Consider the following 15,392-nt stretch of genomic DNA (forward strand, 5'->3'; position numbering starts at 1 on the left):
GCCCCGCCGGCCCGTCTCAATCAAGTCTCAGGTGCCCCATGCTTTCCAATAACTATTCCCGTTTCAGCTTCCTGGTCGGACTGGTTATCGCGTTGATTGGTCTTGGCAATGTGCTGCCGACCTTTGACGTGCTGCCACGTATTGGCCCCTTCCCGATCGAATGGTATCGACCGCTGTTCTTCTGGCTTTGCATTATGGCATTTCTGGCCCATCGACTGGTCAAGCAGCATCGCCCTCTCGACCTGGTGGTGTTTGCCATAACCGCTGGGCTGGCTGCCTATATCTGCTGGGATAGCTACCGTATCGGTCAGGTGCTGATCAACGATATTTTCTTCTTCGGCCCGCGTGAAGGGATCATTGCGACCATCGCCGCCGCACTGACGATCTATATCTGCTGGAAGCAATGGGGCGCCCCGATCGCCATCCTCGGTATCTGCGCCTTCCTGTATCTGGCCACCGGCCAGTACTGGCCAGGCGTCTTTGCCACAGTACCGGCAGACATCAGCGAAACACTGGCCGCCAACCTCTGGTACAGCATCGACCAGGGCATCCTCGGCTCGATCCTGGGTATCGTGCTGACCACGGTTCTGCCCTTTATCATTCTGGGTGCGGTACTTGAAGGCGCAGGCGCGGGTAATTCCATGATCCGCATCGCGTTCTATTCCATGCGCCGCTATCGCGGTGGTCCGGCCTATGCCGCCATCTCGGCATCGGCCCTGTTCGGTACCGTATCAGGCAGCGCCGTTGCCAACGTAGTGGGTACCGGTGTGGTTACCATTCCGATGATCCGCCGTCGCGGCTTCTCTGCCAACTTTGCCGGCGCCGTGGAAGCTTCTGCATCCACCGGTGGACAGATCCTGCCCCCGATCATGGGTGCAGCCGCACTGGTTATGGCTGATATCGTTGGTGTCAGCTACCTCTCGGTTATCACCGCCGTGCTCGTGCCGGCACTGGCTTACTACGCCAGCCTGTTCATGTCGGTGTACTTCGAGGCACAGCGCCTGGGTATCACCGCCAAAGAAGACGAGGAAGTGGTAAAACCGGAATCTCAGGACTGGCTTAACCTGATCCTGGTATTCGGCCCGATCTTCCTGATCGTGTGGCTGCTGGCCAGCGGCATGTCACCGGCCGGTGCATCGATTTCAGCCATCCTGCTGCTGTTCCCGCTCAGCCTGATCAACCCGGAGATCCGCCAAAAGCCGGTGAAACTGATCAAGGCACTGGCTTCCGGCGGCCATACGGTCGCGCAGTTAACCATCGCCATCGCTATTGTCGGCATTGTTGTTGCGACACTGGAAGCCACCGGTATTCCGTCCAAGCTCGCCGTCCTGCTGACCAGCGCTGCCGGGTCGTCACTGATCTTTGCGCTGATTATCGCCGCCATCGGCTGCGTGATACTCGGCATGGGTATGCCGACTCTGCCGGCCTATATCGCCATCATCAGCGTCATGGGCACCACACTGCAGCAGCTCGGTCTGGACCTGCTCTCTGCGCACATGTTCGTGTTCTTCTTCGGCGTGGCATCGGTGATCACACCGCCGGTGGCGATTGCGGCCTATGCAGCGGCCTCGATCTCCGGAGGTAAACCGATCGCAACAGCCGTCGAGAGCTCACGCATCGGCGCCATGATCTTCCTGATCCCCTTCGCCTTTGCCCTGGATCCGGCGCTGCTGCTGGGCACCGAGTCGAGCGCAGATGTCAGCTTTCTGCACCTGGCTCTTTCGCTCATCAGCCTGATCGGCGCCATCTACCTGGCCGCAAGTTCACTGATCGGCTTCGACCGCGTCAAACTCTCTGCCGTTGAACGCCTGGCACTGTTCGGACTGGCCCTGGCCCTGCTGTCTCCCTTTGTTGCCGCCAAACTTGTTGCACTGGCAATCGGTACTGCGCTGGTGATGCGACGCGTCCTGGCTGCAAAGACAGCACCGGAGAACAACTCGGTCGCCGCGCCTAAGACGAAGGAGATCTAAAGTGAATCGCAAGCCAAACTTTGTGATGATCGTGTCCGACCAGCAGCGCGCCGACTGGCTGGGCTGCTACGGACACCCGGTGCTGAACACACCGCATATCGACCAGCTGGCCGCCGAAGGTATCCGCTTTGAGGAGTTCCACACCGCCTCCCCGGTCTGTATGCCCAACCGTGCCAGCATCCTCACCGGACGCTTTCCCAGTGTGCACGGCCTGAAATATAACGGCTGCGCCCTGTCCAGCCGCGCCAACACCTTTGTCGAGGTGCTGAGCAAATCGGGCTACAACACCGCTGCGGTCGGCAAGAGCCATCTGCAGCCGTTTACCTCCAACGATGCCCCCTTCGGGCCGGCACTGGAGAAAAAATACAACGGCCCCATCGCCGAAGCCTGGAAGGACGATTACAAGCCTTACGTGCATGAGGAACCGAGCCAGTACGACGGGCCGGGACGCTACGACTTCCCGACCCCGTATTACGGTTTCGACTATATCGACATGGTCACCGACCACGGTGACCGGGCCGGCGGCCATTACCTGCAGTGGTTGCGCGAACAGACCCCGGACTGGGAACGTCTGCGCGACCCGAAGGAGCAGTACGAGCACAGCTATACCTGCCCTCAGGCAAAGCGAACCAAGATGCCCGAGGAGATCTATCCGACCCGCTACATCGAAAACCAGGCGGTGGAATGGATCAACGAGAAAGCCGATCCGGACGAGCCGTTCTTCCTGTTCGTCTCCTTCCCGGATCCGCACCACCCGTTCAACCCGCCGGGCAAATACTGGGACAGGTACAAGCCGGAGCAGTTTGATCTGGAAGTCAGGGCAGACGACCTGGAAGGACCGACACCGCTGCTGGACTTTGCCCGCGAGCGCCTGGAAAAAGGTGAGTACCCGAATACACCCCAGGAAGCCTTTGCCGCCACCGAAGAACACATCAAGGAAGCGATGGCACTGACCGGCGGCATGATCGACATGATCGACGACGCTGTCGGCAGCATCGCGGCCGCGCTCAAGGCCAAGGGTCTGGATGAGAACACGGTGATCATCTACACCGCCGACCATGGTGACTACCTGGGCGATGCCAACATGCTGCTGAAAGGCCCATGGATGCGTAAATCGATCCATCGCGTGCCGTTCATCTGGCGCGACCCGGGCGAAAAGGCAGGCACAGCCACCGACCAGCTGGGCAGCGCCATCGATATCGGCCCCACCATCCTGGCCCGCGCCGGCATCAGCCCCTACTTCGGTATTCAGGGGCGCGACCTGCTGGCAGACGTTGCCAGCGGTGACGGCCGCAAGCAGCTGCTGATCGAGCACAACGACAACGTGCCGCGCATGGGCCTGAAACGGGCATCACGCAGCCGTACCCTGTATTCGCACGACTGGCGCCTGACCCTTTACCCCGGCGAGGACTGGGGTGAGCTCTACCACACGGCGAAAGATCCATTACACCTTAAAAACCTTTGGGCTGATCCCGAATATCAGCTGAAGAAAGGTGAACTTATGGAGCAGTTGGCCCTGGAGATCACGGCCACGATGGATGAAAGTCCACGTGCCATTCGACGGGCCTAGGGAAGCAATTCCCGAAGACAGGAAGTCAGGAAGACGGACCGCTTCCCCCCTTCACGGCCCGTCTTCCTCTTTTTGCTCAAAACCCGGTGCAGGGAATATCAGCGCCGGGAACATGTTGCAGAGGCGAGAATTAAACACACCTAATCCTAGCTCTCTGGCAGATAAAGAAAGCAACTGAAGGATCAGATCTGGCTCTCCATTCACCGGGATGGATAGGGCGTTTGCGCACCTAAAACGGCCCGAACGAAAAGCAAAAAACTTTTGCAAGACGATATTAATCGGCAACCCAAAACACAGAAGCATTAACGCTGCTTCGGTTAATAAAACTAAAAAGGTAGTACTGATATGAAACTTCGTCCTGATGTCCTATTGGCAGCCGCCATTGCTGCAGCGACCACCGCAAACGTGCAGGCAGACTCCTTTCGCGAAGCCCTGACCGGCGGCAAGGTCAGCGGTGAGATACGTAACGTCTATGCGGGTGGCTCCTACTCGGATGCCAAGCCGGAAGCAGGTGCGCTGAACAATGCTCATGTGCTGGGCTCGGCCCTGGAGCTGAATTATGCAACCGGCAGTTTCAAAGGCTTCAAAGCCGTGGTGGGTTTCCAGGCCGGCCGCGATTGGGGCATTCACGATAAGGACAGCGGCCCGACCCCGGCCGGTGGCGAAGATGACGCCCGTGTCACCATCGATGCAACCGACCTGCGCCTTGCCTACCTGGAGTACGCCTTCGACAAAGAGATGACAGCGACCAGCCTGAAGATCGGTCGCCAGAAAATCGTCAGCCCGCTGCTGATGAACAGCGGCGCTTTCCCGATGCAGGACTCTTTCGATGCTTTGGTTGTTGAAAACCGCGACTTGCCCGATACCACGCTGAAACTGTTCGTGGTTGATCGCTGGAACCTGCGTTACGGCGATGATTCGAACGGCAGTATTACCCAGGAAGACAAGCAGTACGACGATCCGGTCTACTCCCTTTACCTGAGCAACAACAGCTTTAGCGGCCTCAATATCGAAGCCCAGTGGCTGTCGAACGATAATGACGACCCCGCGGGCGATCCGCCGGCAGCACCGGTGACCGCTGATCCCTACGATACCGGCTTCCTCGGCCTGACTTACAAGGTACCCGACTCAAGCTGGGTGCTGGGCGCCAAGGCCCTGACCGCCGATTATGAAAACCGCGACGATACCGGCTACTGGGGCGTCAAGGCACAGACCAAGATCAAAGGCGTCGATGTTCAGCTGGGCTATACCTCCGTTCAGGATGATGGCAACTTCCCCGGATCCCTTGGCCACGTGCCGATGTTCCGCAGCTACAAATCCGGCTTTATCGACGAGATCTTTGCCGGCCTGGATACCGTTTCCCTGCGTGTCGGTTACGGTTTTGGCGTAGCGGGTCTGAAAGCCAACTTCGTCTACTCCGACTGGACACAGAGTGACGCAGGCATCGCCGCCAGCGGCAAGGATTTCGACGGTGGTTACGAAGCCGGCGTCGACGTGCGCTACCAGTTCCAGAACGTTGAGGGGCTAAGCGCCCGGGTGCAGTCGTCCTACATGGACTTCGATCGTGAAGCCGTTGCTGACGACGATCTTTTCCATACGCGTCTGACGCTCAACTACAAGTTCTAAACCAGAAACCGGGCCCGGCTTTGGTGATGCCAGCCATTTAACCAGAGCCGGGCCTGACGCAGATTCAACTCCCGGTAGTTTCAACTTCTGAGGTAGTTTCAACTTCTGAGATAGTTTCGAAATCTGAGCAAGCCCATTTTTTTTGCCGCACTACATTATTCCTACTTCGGAATCATCATTTGACTAGCCGTCATTAGCGGCCCTCCCCTGGCAGGGGTTTCCCACCGCCAGGGGACATTTTTTTCCAACACAGAATACCCCGCTTCATGTGACCGGGCGGTCACGTGCAAACACTCACCGATTTTCAAATGGAGGTTCGTCGCATGAACCGCAGGCTCTCTCATTGGCTGCCGTTTCTGGCCTGGGGGCGAAACGTTAACCGGCAAACGCTGCTGCAGGATCTGATGGCCGGTCTGACCGGCGCCGTGCTGGTTCTGCCTCAGGGGGTTGCCTACGCGCTCATCGCCGGCATGCCGCCCGAATACGGCCTGTACACGGCGATCATCATCCCCATTATCGCGGCACTGTTCGGCTCGTCCGCTCACATGATCTCCGGCCCCGCCGCGGCTATGTCGATCGTGGTGATGAGTGTCGCCAGTTCCGGCGGCCTGGCTCCCGGGGATTACATCGGTACGGTGCTGACTCTGACGCTACTGACCGGCCTGATTCAGCTCGCCTTTGGACTGATGCGCCTGGGCAGCCTGGTCAACTTTATCTCCCATACCGTGGTGATCGGTTTTACTGCCGGGGCGGCGATCATCATCGCGGCCAGCCAGTTGAAGCATCTGTTCGGTGTCGAGGTCGCCGGCGGGCTCTCGTTCATCGACGGCCTGCTCGCCCTGTATGACCAGTTCGGCGCCCTGAACCCCTACTCGCTGCTGATCGGTGTTATTACCCTGGCCACCGCCATCGCGGTGCGCCGTATCCACCGGCGCCTGCCGCACCTGCTGATCGCCATGGCGGCGGGCAGCCTTGCCTGTTTCCTGCTGGATGGCGCCAGTAAAGGTGTTGCCCTGGTTGGCGCCATGCCCGGCACCCTGCCGCCGCTGTCGTCACCGGATCTGAGCCCTGCATCGCTGCAGACGCTGGCCTCAGGTGCCTTTGCCGTGGCCCTGCTGGGCCTGATCGAAGCGGTTTCTATCGCGCGCGCCATCGCCGTGCGCTCCGGCCAGCAGATCAACGGTAACCAGGAGTTTATCGGCCAGGGGCTGTCCAACCTGGTCGGCAGTTTCTTCTCCTGTTTTGCCGGCTCCGGCTCGTTCACCCGCTCCGGTGCCAACTATGATGCCGGCGCCCGCACCCCGCTGGCAGCGATTTTCGCTGCCGTGATGCTGGCGTTGATCCTGATGTTGATGCCGGGGATTACCGCCTACCTGCCGCTGTCCGCCATGGCCGGTACCATCCTCCTGATCGCCTGGAACCTGATCGACTTTCACCATATCCGCCAGATTCTGGGCGCCAATCGCAACGAAGCGACTATCCTCGCGGTCACCTTCCTGGCCACGCTGCTGGTGGAGCTGGAGTTCGCCATCTATATCGGCGTTATTCTGTCGCTGATCATCTACCTGAAGCGCACCTCGAAGCCCACCGTTACCGAGGTTGCGCCGATTCAGGACAGGCCAGACCGGCGCATCCGCAACGTGGCGCGTTATGACCTGCAGCAGTGCCCGCAAATCAAGATACTGCGTATCGACGGCTCGCTGTTTTTCGGCGCCATCGAACACGTGCAGCAACAGATCCGACTCTTCAGCGAAGCACCCGGCAGCCGCATTCTGGTGGTGGGTAAAGGGATCAACTTTATCGATATCGCCGGTGCCGAGATGCTGATCCAGGAGGCGCGCCGCATCGAAAACGATGGCGGGCAACTGCTGTTCAGCTCCCTGAAAGGACGGGTGATCGACGAACTGGATGCAAACGGTTACCTGAAAAAGCTGGGCGAGACACTGATATTCGATGCCCCGAAACCGGCGCTGGAACAGCTGATGAACCGGCTGAACCCGGATCCCTGCAGCCAGTGCAGTCAGCGGATTTTCTCGGAGTGTGCAGGACAGCCGGGGTCAGAACAGAAAATAATCCAGGCAGGATGATGGAAATATGGGTGGCGCATTAGGCGGGATACTCATTTTTTCGCCTTCAACAAGCCGACGCCCACGAGTAACGCGACACAACTGACGATGGTGACAGCAGCCAGCTCAGGAGCCCGAAAAAACCAGGTGTGGCCAGCCAGAGAGCCCAACCTGATGTAGTGGTATGCTATGAAGGCAGCCAACACCAGGAAATAAATGGCGGCTAGGGTAACAAGCAACCAAGCGACGACCTTCATCGACATATTGGCCTCCGTGCTCTAACGCATAACGCTGGGTAGCTTCTAAACAGCTACCCAGCCTGTCTGACCTATATAGACCCCACTACGTCGGGTCGAAGCCGGTACCCCTAGTGGATGGCAGCCTGGCTGCCCGTTATTCCTGCTCGCTACCCAGGGCCTTGCGCCAGCCCAGCTTTTTCTCGATCGAGGCGATCATCATACCGGCGATATCCTTGCCGGTGGCCGTCTCGATCCCTTCCAGCCCCGGTGAGGAGTTAACCTCCAGCAGCAGAGGTCCGTTCTTGGAGCGGATAATATCGACACCGGCAATATCAAGCCCCAGCGCCTTGGCCGCCGTGATCGACAGCTTGCGCTCCTCCGGGGTGATCTTGACGATACTGGCGGTACCGCCCTGATGAATATTGGCACGGAACTCACCCGGCGCTGCAGTACGCTGGATAGAGGCAACCACCTTGCCGTCGATGACGAAGCAGCGGATATCCTTGCCGTCCGCCTCCTTAATGAACTCCTGCACCAGCAGGTTGGCCCGCAGCGCCTTGAAAGCGTTGATCACACTCTCCGCCGCCTTCTTGGTTTCGGCCAGCACCACGCCGCGTCCCTGGGTACCTTCCAGCAGTTTGACGATCAGCGGCGCACCACCAACCATCTCGATCAGGTCGTTGGTGTCCATCGGCGAGTTGGCAAAGCCGGTGGTCGGAATATTGATCCCGCTCTTGAGCATCAGCTGCAGCGAGAACAGCTTGTCCCGGCTCTTGATCACCGAATCAGAGGTGTTCGTGGTGTGCACGCCCATGCTCTCGAACTGGCGCGCCAGCGCACAGCCGTAAAAGGTCACGCTGGGCCGGATGCGGGTAATCACCGCATCCAGGTCTTTCAGCACCTTGCCACCGCGGTAATGCGCCTCGGGGTCCTTGGCATCCAGCTTCATGTAGCACTGCTTGATATCGAGGAAGACCATCTCGTGACCGCGCTCTTCGCCGGCTTCCAGAATCCGCTGATTGCTGTACAGATCCGGGTTACTGGCCATCAGCGCGATCTTCAGGCCGCTGCGTGCGATCTCCTTGCGCTCATAGAGCGCCTGCAGCTGTTCGCTGGAGCGCTCGCCCATGTAGAAGCTGCTGGAAGGATCGATCAGGAAGCGGCCGCTCATCGCCTCGCGGCCGAGCAGCATCCGGTAACCCATGGAATCGCGGTTGGCCAGAGTCAGCTCGATATCCCAGCGCTCGTCCCCGAGCTCCACCGGCACGGAAATAACGTAGCGGGTCTCTGCAATACCGCTGGAGCTTTTCACCGAACGCTTATCGACGATCGGACGCTCACAGCGGATCGCCGTGCGGCGGTTGTTCTGCAACGGATGCACTTCGAAGCTGACCCAGGGCTCACCATTACGACGGAACGTCTGGATATTGAACGCATGGATAGAGGAGGTTTTCGCGCCGGAGTCGATACGCGCCTTGATGGCGGGCAGTCCCAGTTCAGGGAAAGTGCACCACTCTTCACTACCAATAATTGCTTTCACGCTTTGAGATCCTGCTCAGTAAAACGCTGGCTGCGGTTATTTTTGATGCCGCAGTCTATCGGGGAACCGGCCCGGCGAACATACTTTTAACCCAAGTTTTTTCATGGCCATAAAATGGTCAAAAAAGCAGCCAGCAAAAATAAATTAAGCCTTTAAATATCAATATCTTGAATACAAGAAAGCCGATTCGGCCAAGATGGAAACCACTCTGTTTTTGCGTTAGCGCGTCAGTCAGTAGCAACCTGACGTAAACAAGATAGGAACTAACCAGAAGGCTTGTCGATGGAGCCGGTTGATACAATCAAGCATAGACGAAACACCAGCGGTGGTGTTCCGTCTCGCGATAAAGCGGATGGCGGCTGTAGCCGTTACTGATAGGTGACGCCCCGGTGTTTCAGCCAGCCACCTTCATGGCGCCCCCTGGGATCATGATGAGTCCAGTGCACCACGCCCCCTTTGGGGTTCCACTCATACTCGCCGTAAAACTCCACCCGGTCACCCTCGCGCAGCGAATCGATCCGGGGCGCAAGATCGATATTGTGAGAGATCAGCAGTGTCTGACCGGTTGCCAGTCTCAGGATAAACTTCTGGTGCCGGCTGCCCTGGTTATCATCCGGCAGCAGATGCACGACCTCCCCCGCGCCAGCCACCTGAAGATCGCTGAGCTGCTCTTCATACGCCTGCGCCAGACGCGCATCACTGCCACCCTCCTGCGGCTGGGTGTATGACTCCAAGAGAGCGGGGTTTTGGTCGATATAGCCATAGACCAGCACACCCACCACTAAGACGATCAGCAGTTTTTTCATCAGACTCCATTCCCTTATATGTGACGGCTAAATTCGGAACTATCCTGCCAGCTCAGCTGCCGCAGCTGTCTTTATCTTTCTAAAACCGCGCCATGCCGTGGAACATGCCACCGAAGATCATCGACAGCACACTGAAGATGATGCTGAGGATGATAAACGCGGGGATGGAGGCGATGGCAAACTTCACCATAAATATGACCATGGAAAGGAAAGGCATCTTAATATCGACGACGGTGACTTCGCGGTTATCGTTAGACATAGTTTTCATCCTTAATTGAAATGCGTTGAGTGGGTTGAAACAGGCTTGAACGTGAAAGGATAGACTTCGAGCGAACAATTCCAAAAGTTTTCACACTGTGTTTCACGATTAGCGTTCTTGCTCAGTAACGATTAGCTCTGGCCGAGTATCACCAAGCCAAATCTCCGTGCCCGGATAAAGCTTAACCTCAGCATGCTCACTGATGCGGAACGAAAAATCAAAGTTGCCGTGAAAGATAGTGCCGTTCAGTTCGACGTTGCTTAGCTCACCTTTGACATACACATCCGCGGTACATACCCGACAATCAGCGGGCGGAGCATTGCGTATTATCCAGAGCTTACCTTCCGGAACAACGTAACCGCTGCCTTTACTAAGAAGGCGTTCATCGGCGTGTACAGTACCTGCGGCAAACAATAGGAATAAGATGAGTAATCTCATGGAATTTTTTGTTTAACACCCGCATTTGAGGCTGGTTTGAAGTGAAAAGAAAAACCTGTCCGATAACATGCGTTTTTTATACTATAGATTCTTAGCATGTAAGGAATGGAGGCTCGATATCATACATGTATGCCAAAGCAATTTTCATTGCCATCCATCCTTCATAAGTAAACATATTTTGAGGGGCCTCTAGAGGGTTTTCAATGTACCCCCTTAGCTGACTACCCTCTGGCAGATCACTCTCATCAATAAACTCCCAACTCTCCTCTGCACCCTTCATTTCATTTTTAATAGTGCTAATATCCATATTTGTTTCTGCAACAAAAAATAATTGAGGCTTCCCTCCTCTAACCAGTTCCCTTGAAAAAGTTAGAGGGATTAACTCATAAAGCTCTCTATCCAGACCAATCTCGCTCTTAATTTCCTTCTCCATTCCCTGCATGAAAAAGTCAAAACCTAACTCACCTTTTTTATTCACATCCAGCCACTCAAACACTCCTGACGCGGAACAGTGAAACTTACCTTCACCATTCGCCATGATTGCTTGTTCGCTTCCTCTGATTGGAATCAGCACTTCTTTTGTTTCAGGGTTTAATACAACAACAGCAACTCCTAAAGTATTTGCTAAGATTGACGAATTAAGCGGGGGCAGAGCGTTTTTGTCATGCTTTTCAATATCGTTTCTTATTGTAGCTGTACTATCATCGGACAAAAAACCAGAAGACCAATCCATAGTTAGATTTGTTCCAATCTGGTCAAAATACGTAGCAGGCTGAATACAGATAACATTATCTTTGAGATCAAATTTTGATATCCGAACCGATTTGTTATTTTCCCAGTTTCTGGTTTCTGGATCTCTTATGACCTTCCCTATTTTTTTGAATAATTCTAATGATTTTTGGTAGTGAGGGATAAGATGATCTGGTGGAGTGTACTTAGCACTAATAACAACAAGCTGAAGGTCATTAACATTTTTACCATACGAAAAACCTTTTCCGTTTATATTCAATGGAACGCTTTCTGCGTAAGGTGATCTACAAAACTTGTATTCTTTTCCTGCCTCATATTCACTGTAATATTTAATTAAAGCTTCCGTATCCATCTGTACAAACGGCGATTTTTTGTCGTTACTATCAAAGCCTGAGCGAACACTCTTCATTTTCCCTTTTTCAGACAAAGGAATATTAGTAGAGAGCCCACCGACAACAGGTATACTCACCTGCAAATTGGGGTTCTCTTCTTTGAAACGTTCCCAAAACCTGCTTAATTTACCTATCACAGCTTTCATTTTAAAAACTCCTTTCTATGTATAACGCTCGGCATAGGGGCAGACAAATAAGCGCAGCTTTTTGGCTGTCCCATCGACCGTAGGGAGCGACTGTTGCCGCTTGTTAATTGGCATTATCTACCGACCTTTTTATTTAGTTTTTCAAAGTGCTCATTGGCTTCAGCAGAATTTAGTATTTGACGCTCTGCTATCTTTTGAGTGTTGTACCCCAATAGTTTTTGGATAAACACATCAAAGAACCCAAGCGGAAATATTAGCGATACAACCACAGAGGCCACTAACACTTCTGTAACCCACGTACTGTCAGTGACATATGCCAAAATAACGACAATTGCCAGAGTTATTTTTAACCACTTTGATACGGATGCAAAGGTCATTGCTGACTTTATATCGTCAGTTAACATCTCTTCTTTCAGGTTTTTCACGATTCTTCCTTTGCCATTTCACGTCGCACACAGGTGCGGCCAAATAAGCACAGCGTTTTGGACGTCCCAGCGACCAACGGGAGCGACTCCTGTGCTTTGTTAAGAGATCCCTCTCTGTTCATGTGCTAGCTGTAGTGTAGTAATTGCTAATGAGATAAGGGTGCTTACGGCTTCAGATGCTTTAGATTTAGAGAAGTTAGATAACCGTTCTCCAATTGAGGCGTTACCTTCCAAGGAGCTTGGCACATTACGAAGAGCCTCTAATCCACGTTCGCTTCGCACTAAATCATATGCAGGACCAGCTAGTGTAGATTGATCTTGTGCTATCCATACGTAATCGGCAGTTTCAAGCCACTTAACGGTACTTTCAAAATATTCTGAAAAGCTAAAAGCTCCGTTCTCATCATCTACATCGATTACGTGGTTCAGAAAGTTTTCAGGCACTAACTGGACAGGAACAGGAAACTCCTCATAAAGACGACCAAATATAGTGCCAACGAGTTTATTAAACTTATCCATGTTTTCCATATACCCTCCTCTTAACGCTGCATTAAAGGGCCGAGCGTAGCGAGGCCCCAGTGAGCGCAGCGAACGATTTTGAATGCCTTGTTATAACTTACTCGCACTTTAAAGGTAGCTCCGACTTAGCAACGTATGCTGCTTTGATAGAAATATCGGGCTCATCCTTGAGATCCGTAGCACTGGGCATGAGGATTGTTAAGAGACTCTCTTGAGGTGCGCGTGGAGCCATATTGGAAAGCCCATCCTTAAACGCTTGATGGTTTTTCAACTAGTAATTCTTCAGCACGCCGGGAAATTTGGAAATACGTACACTTTGGGCACTTGAAGTATTTCCTGTTACGAGCATCTACGTAGCAGTATTCCGCTACACTCATGCATAAAGGGCAGTCTTGTATATAGTAGGTTTTCATTTAGAGCCTCCTATAGAGTTATAACAGTCTGTTAATGAGGTCTACGACCTCATAATAATTATTAGCTGGTATACCTTTTAATTCTTAACCATCGCGAAAGAAGTCCAAGTAACCAATTGATATTAGGTGAAAATTCAGTACCCAACAGACTTTGTGATAGGTGCAAAAGGCAAGTCCTGATGGTAGAACTTCCAGAAAAAGGTATTTCCCTATACGCCCTGAACCTCTTAAGGAAAGGCTCTAACAGACTTGTAGAGGAAGAAGCCCCCAGGGACTGGGAAGCATACTTGGCAAGGCGTTGCATGGGAGGCGATCGCTTGTATGTAATCATCCTGATTATACGGTTGTGCTGCTCTGAGCATCGAGCATCGAGCATCGAGCATCGAGCATCGAGCATCGAGCATGCGATTATTCGGATCAGCGGGTACTCCTTTACCCCACGGCATCACTATAGCCCAGTTTCTTTAAGGTTAACCAGCCTCCAGCCCGTTCGCAGCTCCTCTGTGTAGGGACTGGCTTAGTTTATATCCCCTATGCGGGGATCAGGATTTGACGTCCAACTGCACATAGCGCTTGGCGATTTCCCGGGCGGCAGCCTGCAGTTCCGCCAGGTGGCGTTCGGCAAACTGCTCTTCGCTCATATAATCCCGCACCCAGAGCAGCGTGATACAGCCCAGCAGCTGCTGCTCGTTTAACACCGGTACGGCGATCACACTCAAACCATCATCTGGAAGGACTGTTCCCGTGTAACCCGGTTGCCGGGTGCCATAGCCCTGCTGCCGGATACGCTGACCCAGGCGCTCGACGCCCTCGTCGGTCAGCTCTGCCGGGCGTTCGCCTCGGGTCTCTTCGATCAGCTGCTGACGCTCCGCCTCCGGACAGTAGGCAAGGTAGGTACGCCCCGCTGCCGAGTAGAGCATTCTGACGCGGATATTCAGCCGTCCCCGATACAGCGATATAGGGGTGCTGGTGCGGCTGCTTTCGATGTAGCGCATGCCAGAGCCTTCGCGTACAAACAGATCCGAGGGCCAGCGCACCTTTTCGACCAGCTCCAGCATCACGGGCCCCGCCACTTCGCATAACCGCCAGGCGTGGGGCGGCAGTTCGTACTCGGTTTCAACGGGCAGGAAGATATTGGATCGAAACAGCCCATCGGCAAGGCTTTTGCGGATCAGGCGCTGATCAAGCAGCGTCATCAGAAGACGGCGCACCGTGGATTTTGGCAGATCCGCTTCGCGGGCAAGCTGACTGAGCGTCACCCCTCCTAGGCGATCGATCAGTTTGAGCAGCTGGATACCGCGCTCCAGTGACCGGTTGGTTGGGGAATCAGGCATGGTAAACCACTCTGTCGGAACATCCTGGCGGGTAGAAAACGGATGCTGTTCCTGTTATCCGAAATCCTGGCACTCATCTGTCTGTAACTGAAACTCACCTCGTGCCTTGATTAAGGCAACAACGCGCTGTACAGGCAGACTTTTAAGCAGGCTATTTTATCCCTGAAATGGCCTGGATTTCTTTAGGAAGGTCTAAAAACTGGCTGACAGCACGGCAGCCAAAGAATAAGGCCGCCGCACTGTGATTTCGGCATACCAGCGATCAGCCGACTATCTCATCCACCGCCCGGCTACCGCGATAGACCTCCGCCATCCTGCCGATGGTTGCCGGTGTTTGCAGGCAATGGACGATCAAATCGGCCACATCCTCGCGACTGATCACCTGAGCCTGCGGATCGGCGGGCCGTTCGCTGCTAAAACCGCCCTCGGCGGGTTCGTCGAGCAGCCGGCCCGGACGCAGAATGGTGCTGGGCACACCGCTTTCCAGCAGATGCCGGTCAGCAAAATGTTTGGCGATCAGGTAGGGCTTCATTTTGACCGCGCCCTTATCCGGATCGCCGGCGTTGCGGCCACTGACCATGATGAACTGTTTGATACCGCAGCGCCTGGCCGCGTCGACCATTTTGCAGGCTCCCCAGAGATCAACCAGCACGGTTTTATCGACGCCGGTGGCAGCGCCGGAACCGGCGGTGAACACCAGTTGATCGCAACCATCGAGCAGCTCGTCGCTGGGGTCTTCAAGGTCACCAACGACGACCTCTATCCCCTTCTCACGCAGCCGCTCGGCCTGTTCTTCACTGCGGACCATCGCCACAAAGGGCGTGCCCTGCAGGTTCAGCTTTTCGACCAGAATCCGACCGATCTTGCCATTGGCGCCAACGATTAATGCTTTGCTCATG

Annotated in this window: 14 protein-coding genes and 1 pseudogene; 4 read left to right on the forward strand and 11 right to left on the reverse strand. The window is 54.6% G+C overall.

Annotated elements, in window-relative coordinates:
* Positions 1-38 precede the first annotated feature (38 nt).
* The 4 genes from ACQUQP_RS14280 to ACQUQP_RS14295 all read left to right on the forward strand — a co-directional run bounded on the left by ACQUQP_RS14280 (position 39) and on the right by ACQUQP_RS14295 (position 7,253).
* Complete coding sequence (locus tag ACQUQP_RS14280) at positions 39-1,970, forward strand: TRAP transporter permease (protein WP_432695704.1); 1,932 nt, start codon at positions 39-41, stop codon at positions 1,968-1,970.
* Between the two features lies 1 nt (position 1,971).
* Positions 1,972-3,540: a sulfatase family protein gene (locus ACQUQP_RS14285; RefSeq protein WP_432695705.1), complete on the forward strand. Its 1,569-nt coding sequence runs from the start codon at positions 1,972-1,974 to the stop codon at positions 3,538-3,540.
* A gap of 345 nt (positions 3,541-3,885) precedes the next feature.
* Positions 3,886-5,166, forward strand: coding sequence for a major outer membrane protein (locus ACQUQP_RS14290; RefSeq protein WP_432695706.1), 1,281 nt, complete (start codon positions 3,886-3,888; stop codon positions 5,164-5,166).
* A gap of 323 nt (positions 5,167-5,489) precedes the next feature.
* Positions 5,490-7,253 carry a SulP family inorganic anion transporter gene (locus ACQUQP_RS14295; RefSeq protein WP_432695707.1) on the forward strand — a complete coding sequence of 588 codons (1,764 nt, stop codon included), beginning with the start codon at positions 5,490-5,492 and terminating at the stop codon, positions 7,251-7,253.
* A 32-nt stretch (positions 7,254-7,285) separates the two neighbouring features.
* Here the strand turns inward: ACQUQP_RS14295 and ACQUQP_RS14300 are convergent, their stop codons facing one another.
* The 11 genes and pseudogenes from ACQUQP_RS14300 to ACQUQP_RS14350 all read right to left on the reverse strand — a co-directional run bounded on the left by ACQUQP_RS14300 (position 7,286) and on the right by ACQUQP_RS14350 (position 15,391).
* Complete coding sequence (locus ACQUQP_RS14300; RefSeq protein ID WP_432695708.1) at positions 7,286-7,495, reverse strand: hypothetical protein; 210 nt, start codon at positions 7,493-7,495, stop codon at positions 7,286-7,288.
* A gap of 130 nt (positions 7,496-7,625) precedes the next feature.
* Positions 7,626-8,534 carry a 30S ribosomal protein S6--L-glutamate ligase gene (gene rimK / locus ACQUQP_RS14305; protein ID WP_432698708.1) on the reverse strand — a complete coding sequence of 303 codons (909 nt, stop codon included), beginning with the start codon at positions 8,532-8,534 and terminating at the stop codon, positions 7,626-7,628.
* 126 nt (positions 8,535-8,660) lie between these two features.
* Positions 8,661-9,011: pseudogene (locus tag ACQUQP_RS14310) on the reverse strand (ATP-dependent zinc protease family protein); the annotation flags it as partial.
* A 368-nt stretch (positions 9,012-9,379) separates the two neighbouring features.
* Positions 9,380-9,817, reverse strand: a complete 438-nt coding sequence (locus tag ACQUQP_RS14315; RefSeq protein WP_432695709.1) for a DUF3465 domain-containing protein — start codon at positions 9,815-9,817, stop codon at positions 9,380-9,382.
* Positions 9,818-9,896: 79 nt separating this feature from the next.
* Entirely contained in the window at positions 9,897-10,076 is a 180-nt protein-coding gene (locus ACQUQP_RS14320; RefSeq protein WP_432695710.1) for a hypothetical protein, read from the reverse strand.
* A gap of 108 nt (positions 10,077-10,184) precedes the next feature.
* Positions 10,185-10,514, reverse strand: coding sequence for a hypothetical protein (locus ACQUQP_RS14325; RefSeq protein ID WP_432695711.1), 330 nt, complete (start codon positions 10,512-10,514; stop codon positions 10,185-10,187).
* A 91-nt stretch (positions 10,515-10,605) separates the two neighbouring features.
* Positions 10,606-11,802: a hypothetical protein gene (locus tag ACQUQP_RS14330; protein ID WP_432695712.1), complete on the reverse strand. Its 1,197-nt coding sequence runs from the start codon at positions 11,800-11,802 to the stop codon at positions 10,606-10,608.
* A 113-nt stretch (positions 11,803-11,915) separates the two neighbouring features.
* Entirely contained in the window at positions 11,916-12,227 is a 312-nt protein-coding gene (locus ACQUQP_RS14335) for a hypothetical protein (protein WP_432695713.1), read from the reverse strand.
* Positions 12,228-12,326: 99 nt separating this feature from the next.
* Positions 12,327-12,755, reverse strand: a complete 429-nt coding sequence (locus ACQUQP_RS14340; RefSeq protein WP_432695714.1) for a hypothetical protein — start codon at positions 12,753-12,755, stop codon at positions 12,327-12,329.
* A 946-nt stretch (positions 12,756-13,701) separates the two neighbouring features.
* A complete protein-coding gene (locus ACQUQP_RS14345) occupies positions 13,702-14,493 on the reverse strand; it encodes a helix-turn-helix domain-containing protein (RefSeq protein ID WP_432695715.1) in 792 nt (263 codons plus the stop codon).
* Positions 14,494-14,755: 262 nt separating this feature from the next.
* On the reverse strand, positions 14,756-15,391 hold the full coding sequence (locus tag ACQUQP_RS14350; protein ID WP_432695716.1) for an SDR family oxidoreductase: 636 nt from the start codon (positions 15,389-15,391) through the stop codon (positions 14,756-14,758).
* Between the last annotated feature and the right edge of the window lies 1 nt (position 15,392).

Origin of the sequence: Marinobacterium sp. YM272, from assembly GCF_050908845.1 — a bacterium.
In the GTDB taxonomy this organism is placed as follows: domain Bacteria; phylum Pseudomonadota; class Gammaproteobacteria; order Pseudomonadales; family Balneatricaceae; genus Marinobacterium_D.

Coding starts and splice junctions, on each gene's coding strand:
- ACQUQP_RS14280 (WP_432695704.1), top strand. CDS start 39: ATGCTTTCCAATAACTATTCCCGTTTCAGCTTCCTGGTCGGACTGGTT.
- ACQUQP_RS14290 (WP_432695706.1), top strand. CDS start 3,886: ATGAAACTTCGTCCTGATGTCCTATTGGCAGCCGCCATTGCTGCAGCG.
- ACQUQP_RS14295 (WP_432695707.1), top strand. CDS start 5,490: ATGAACCGCAGGCTCTCTCATTGGCTGCCGTTTCTGGCCTGGGGGCGA.
- ACQUQP_RS14300 (WP_432695708.1), bottom strand. CDS start 7,495: ATGTCGATGAAGGTCGTCGCTTGGTTGCTTGTTACCCTAGCCGCCATT.
- ACQUQP_RS14315 (WP_432695709.1), bottom strand. CDS start 9,817: ATGAAAAAACTGCTGATCGTCTTAGTGGTGGGTGTGCTGGTCTATGGC.
- ACQUQP_RS14320 (WP_432695710.1), bottom strand. CDS start 10,076: ATGTCTAACGATAACCGCGAAGTCACCGTCGTCGATATTAAGATGCCT.
- ACQUQP_RS14325 (WP_432695711.1), bottom strand. CDS start 10,514: ATGAGATTACTCATCTTATTCCTATTGTTTGCCGCAGGTACTGTACAC.
- ACQUQP_RS14330 (WP_432695712.1), bottom strand. CDS start 11,802: ATGAAAGCTGTGATAGGTAAATTAAGCAGGTTTTGGGAACGTTTCAAA.
- ACQUQP_RS14340 (WP_432695714.1), bottom strand. CDS start 12,755: ATGGAAAACATGGATAAGTTTAATAAACTCGTTGGCACTATATTTGGT.
- ACQUQP_RS14345 (WP_432695715.1), bottom strand. CDS start 14,493: ATGCCTGATTCCCCAACCAACCGGTCACTGGAGCGCGGTATCCAGCTG.
- ACQUQP_RS14350 (WP_432695716.1), bottom strand. CDS start 15,391: ATGAGCAAAGCATTAATCGTTGGCGCCAATGGCAAGATCGGTCGGATT.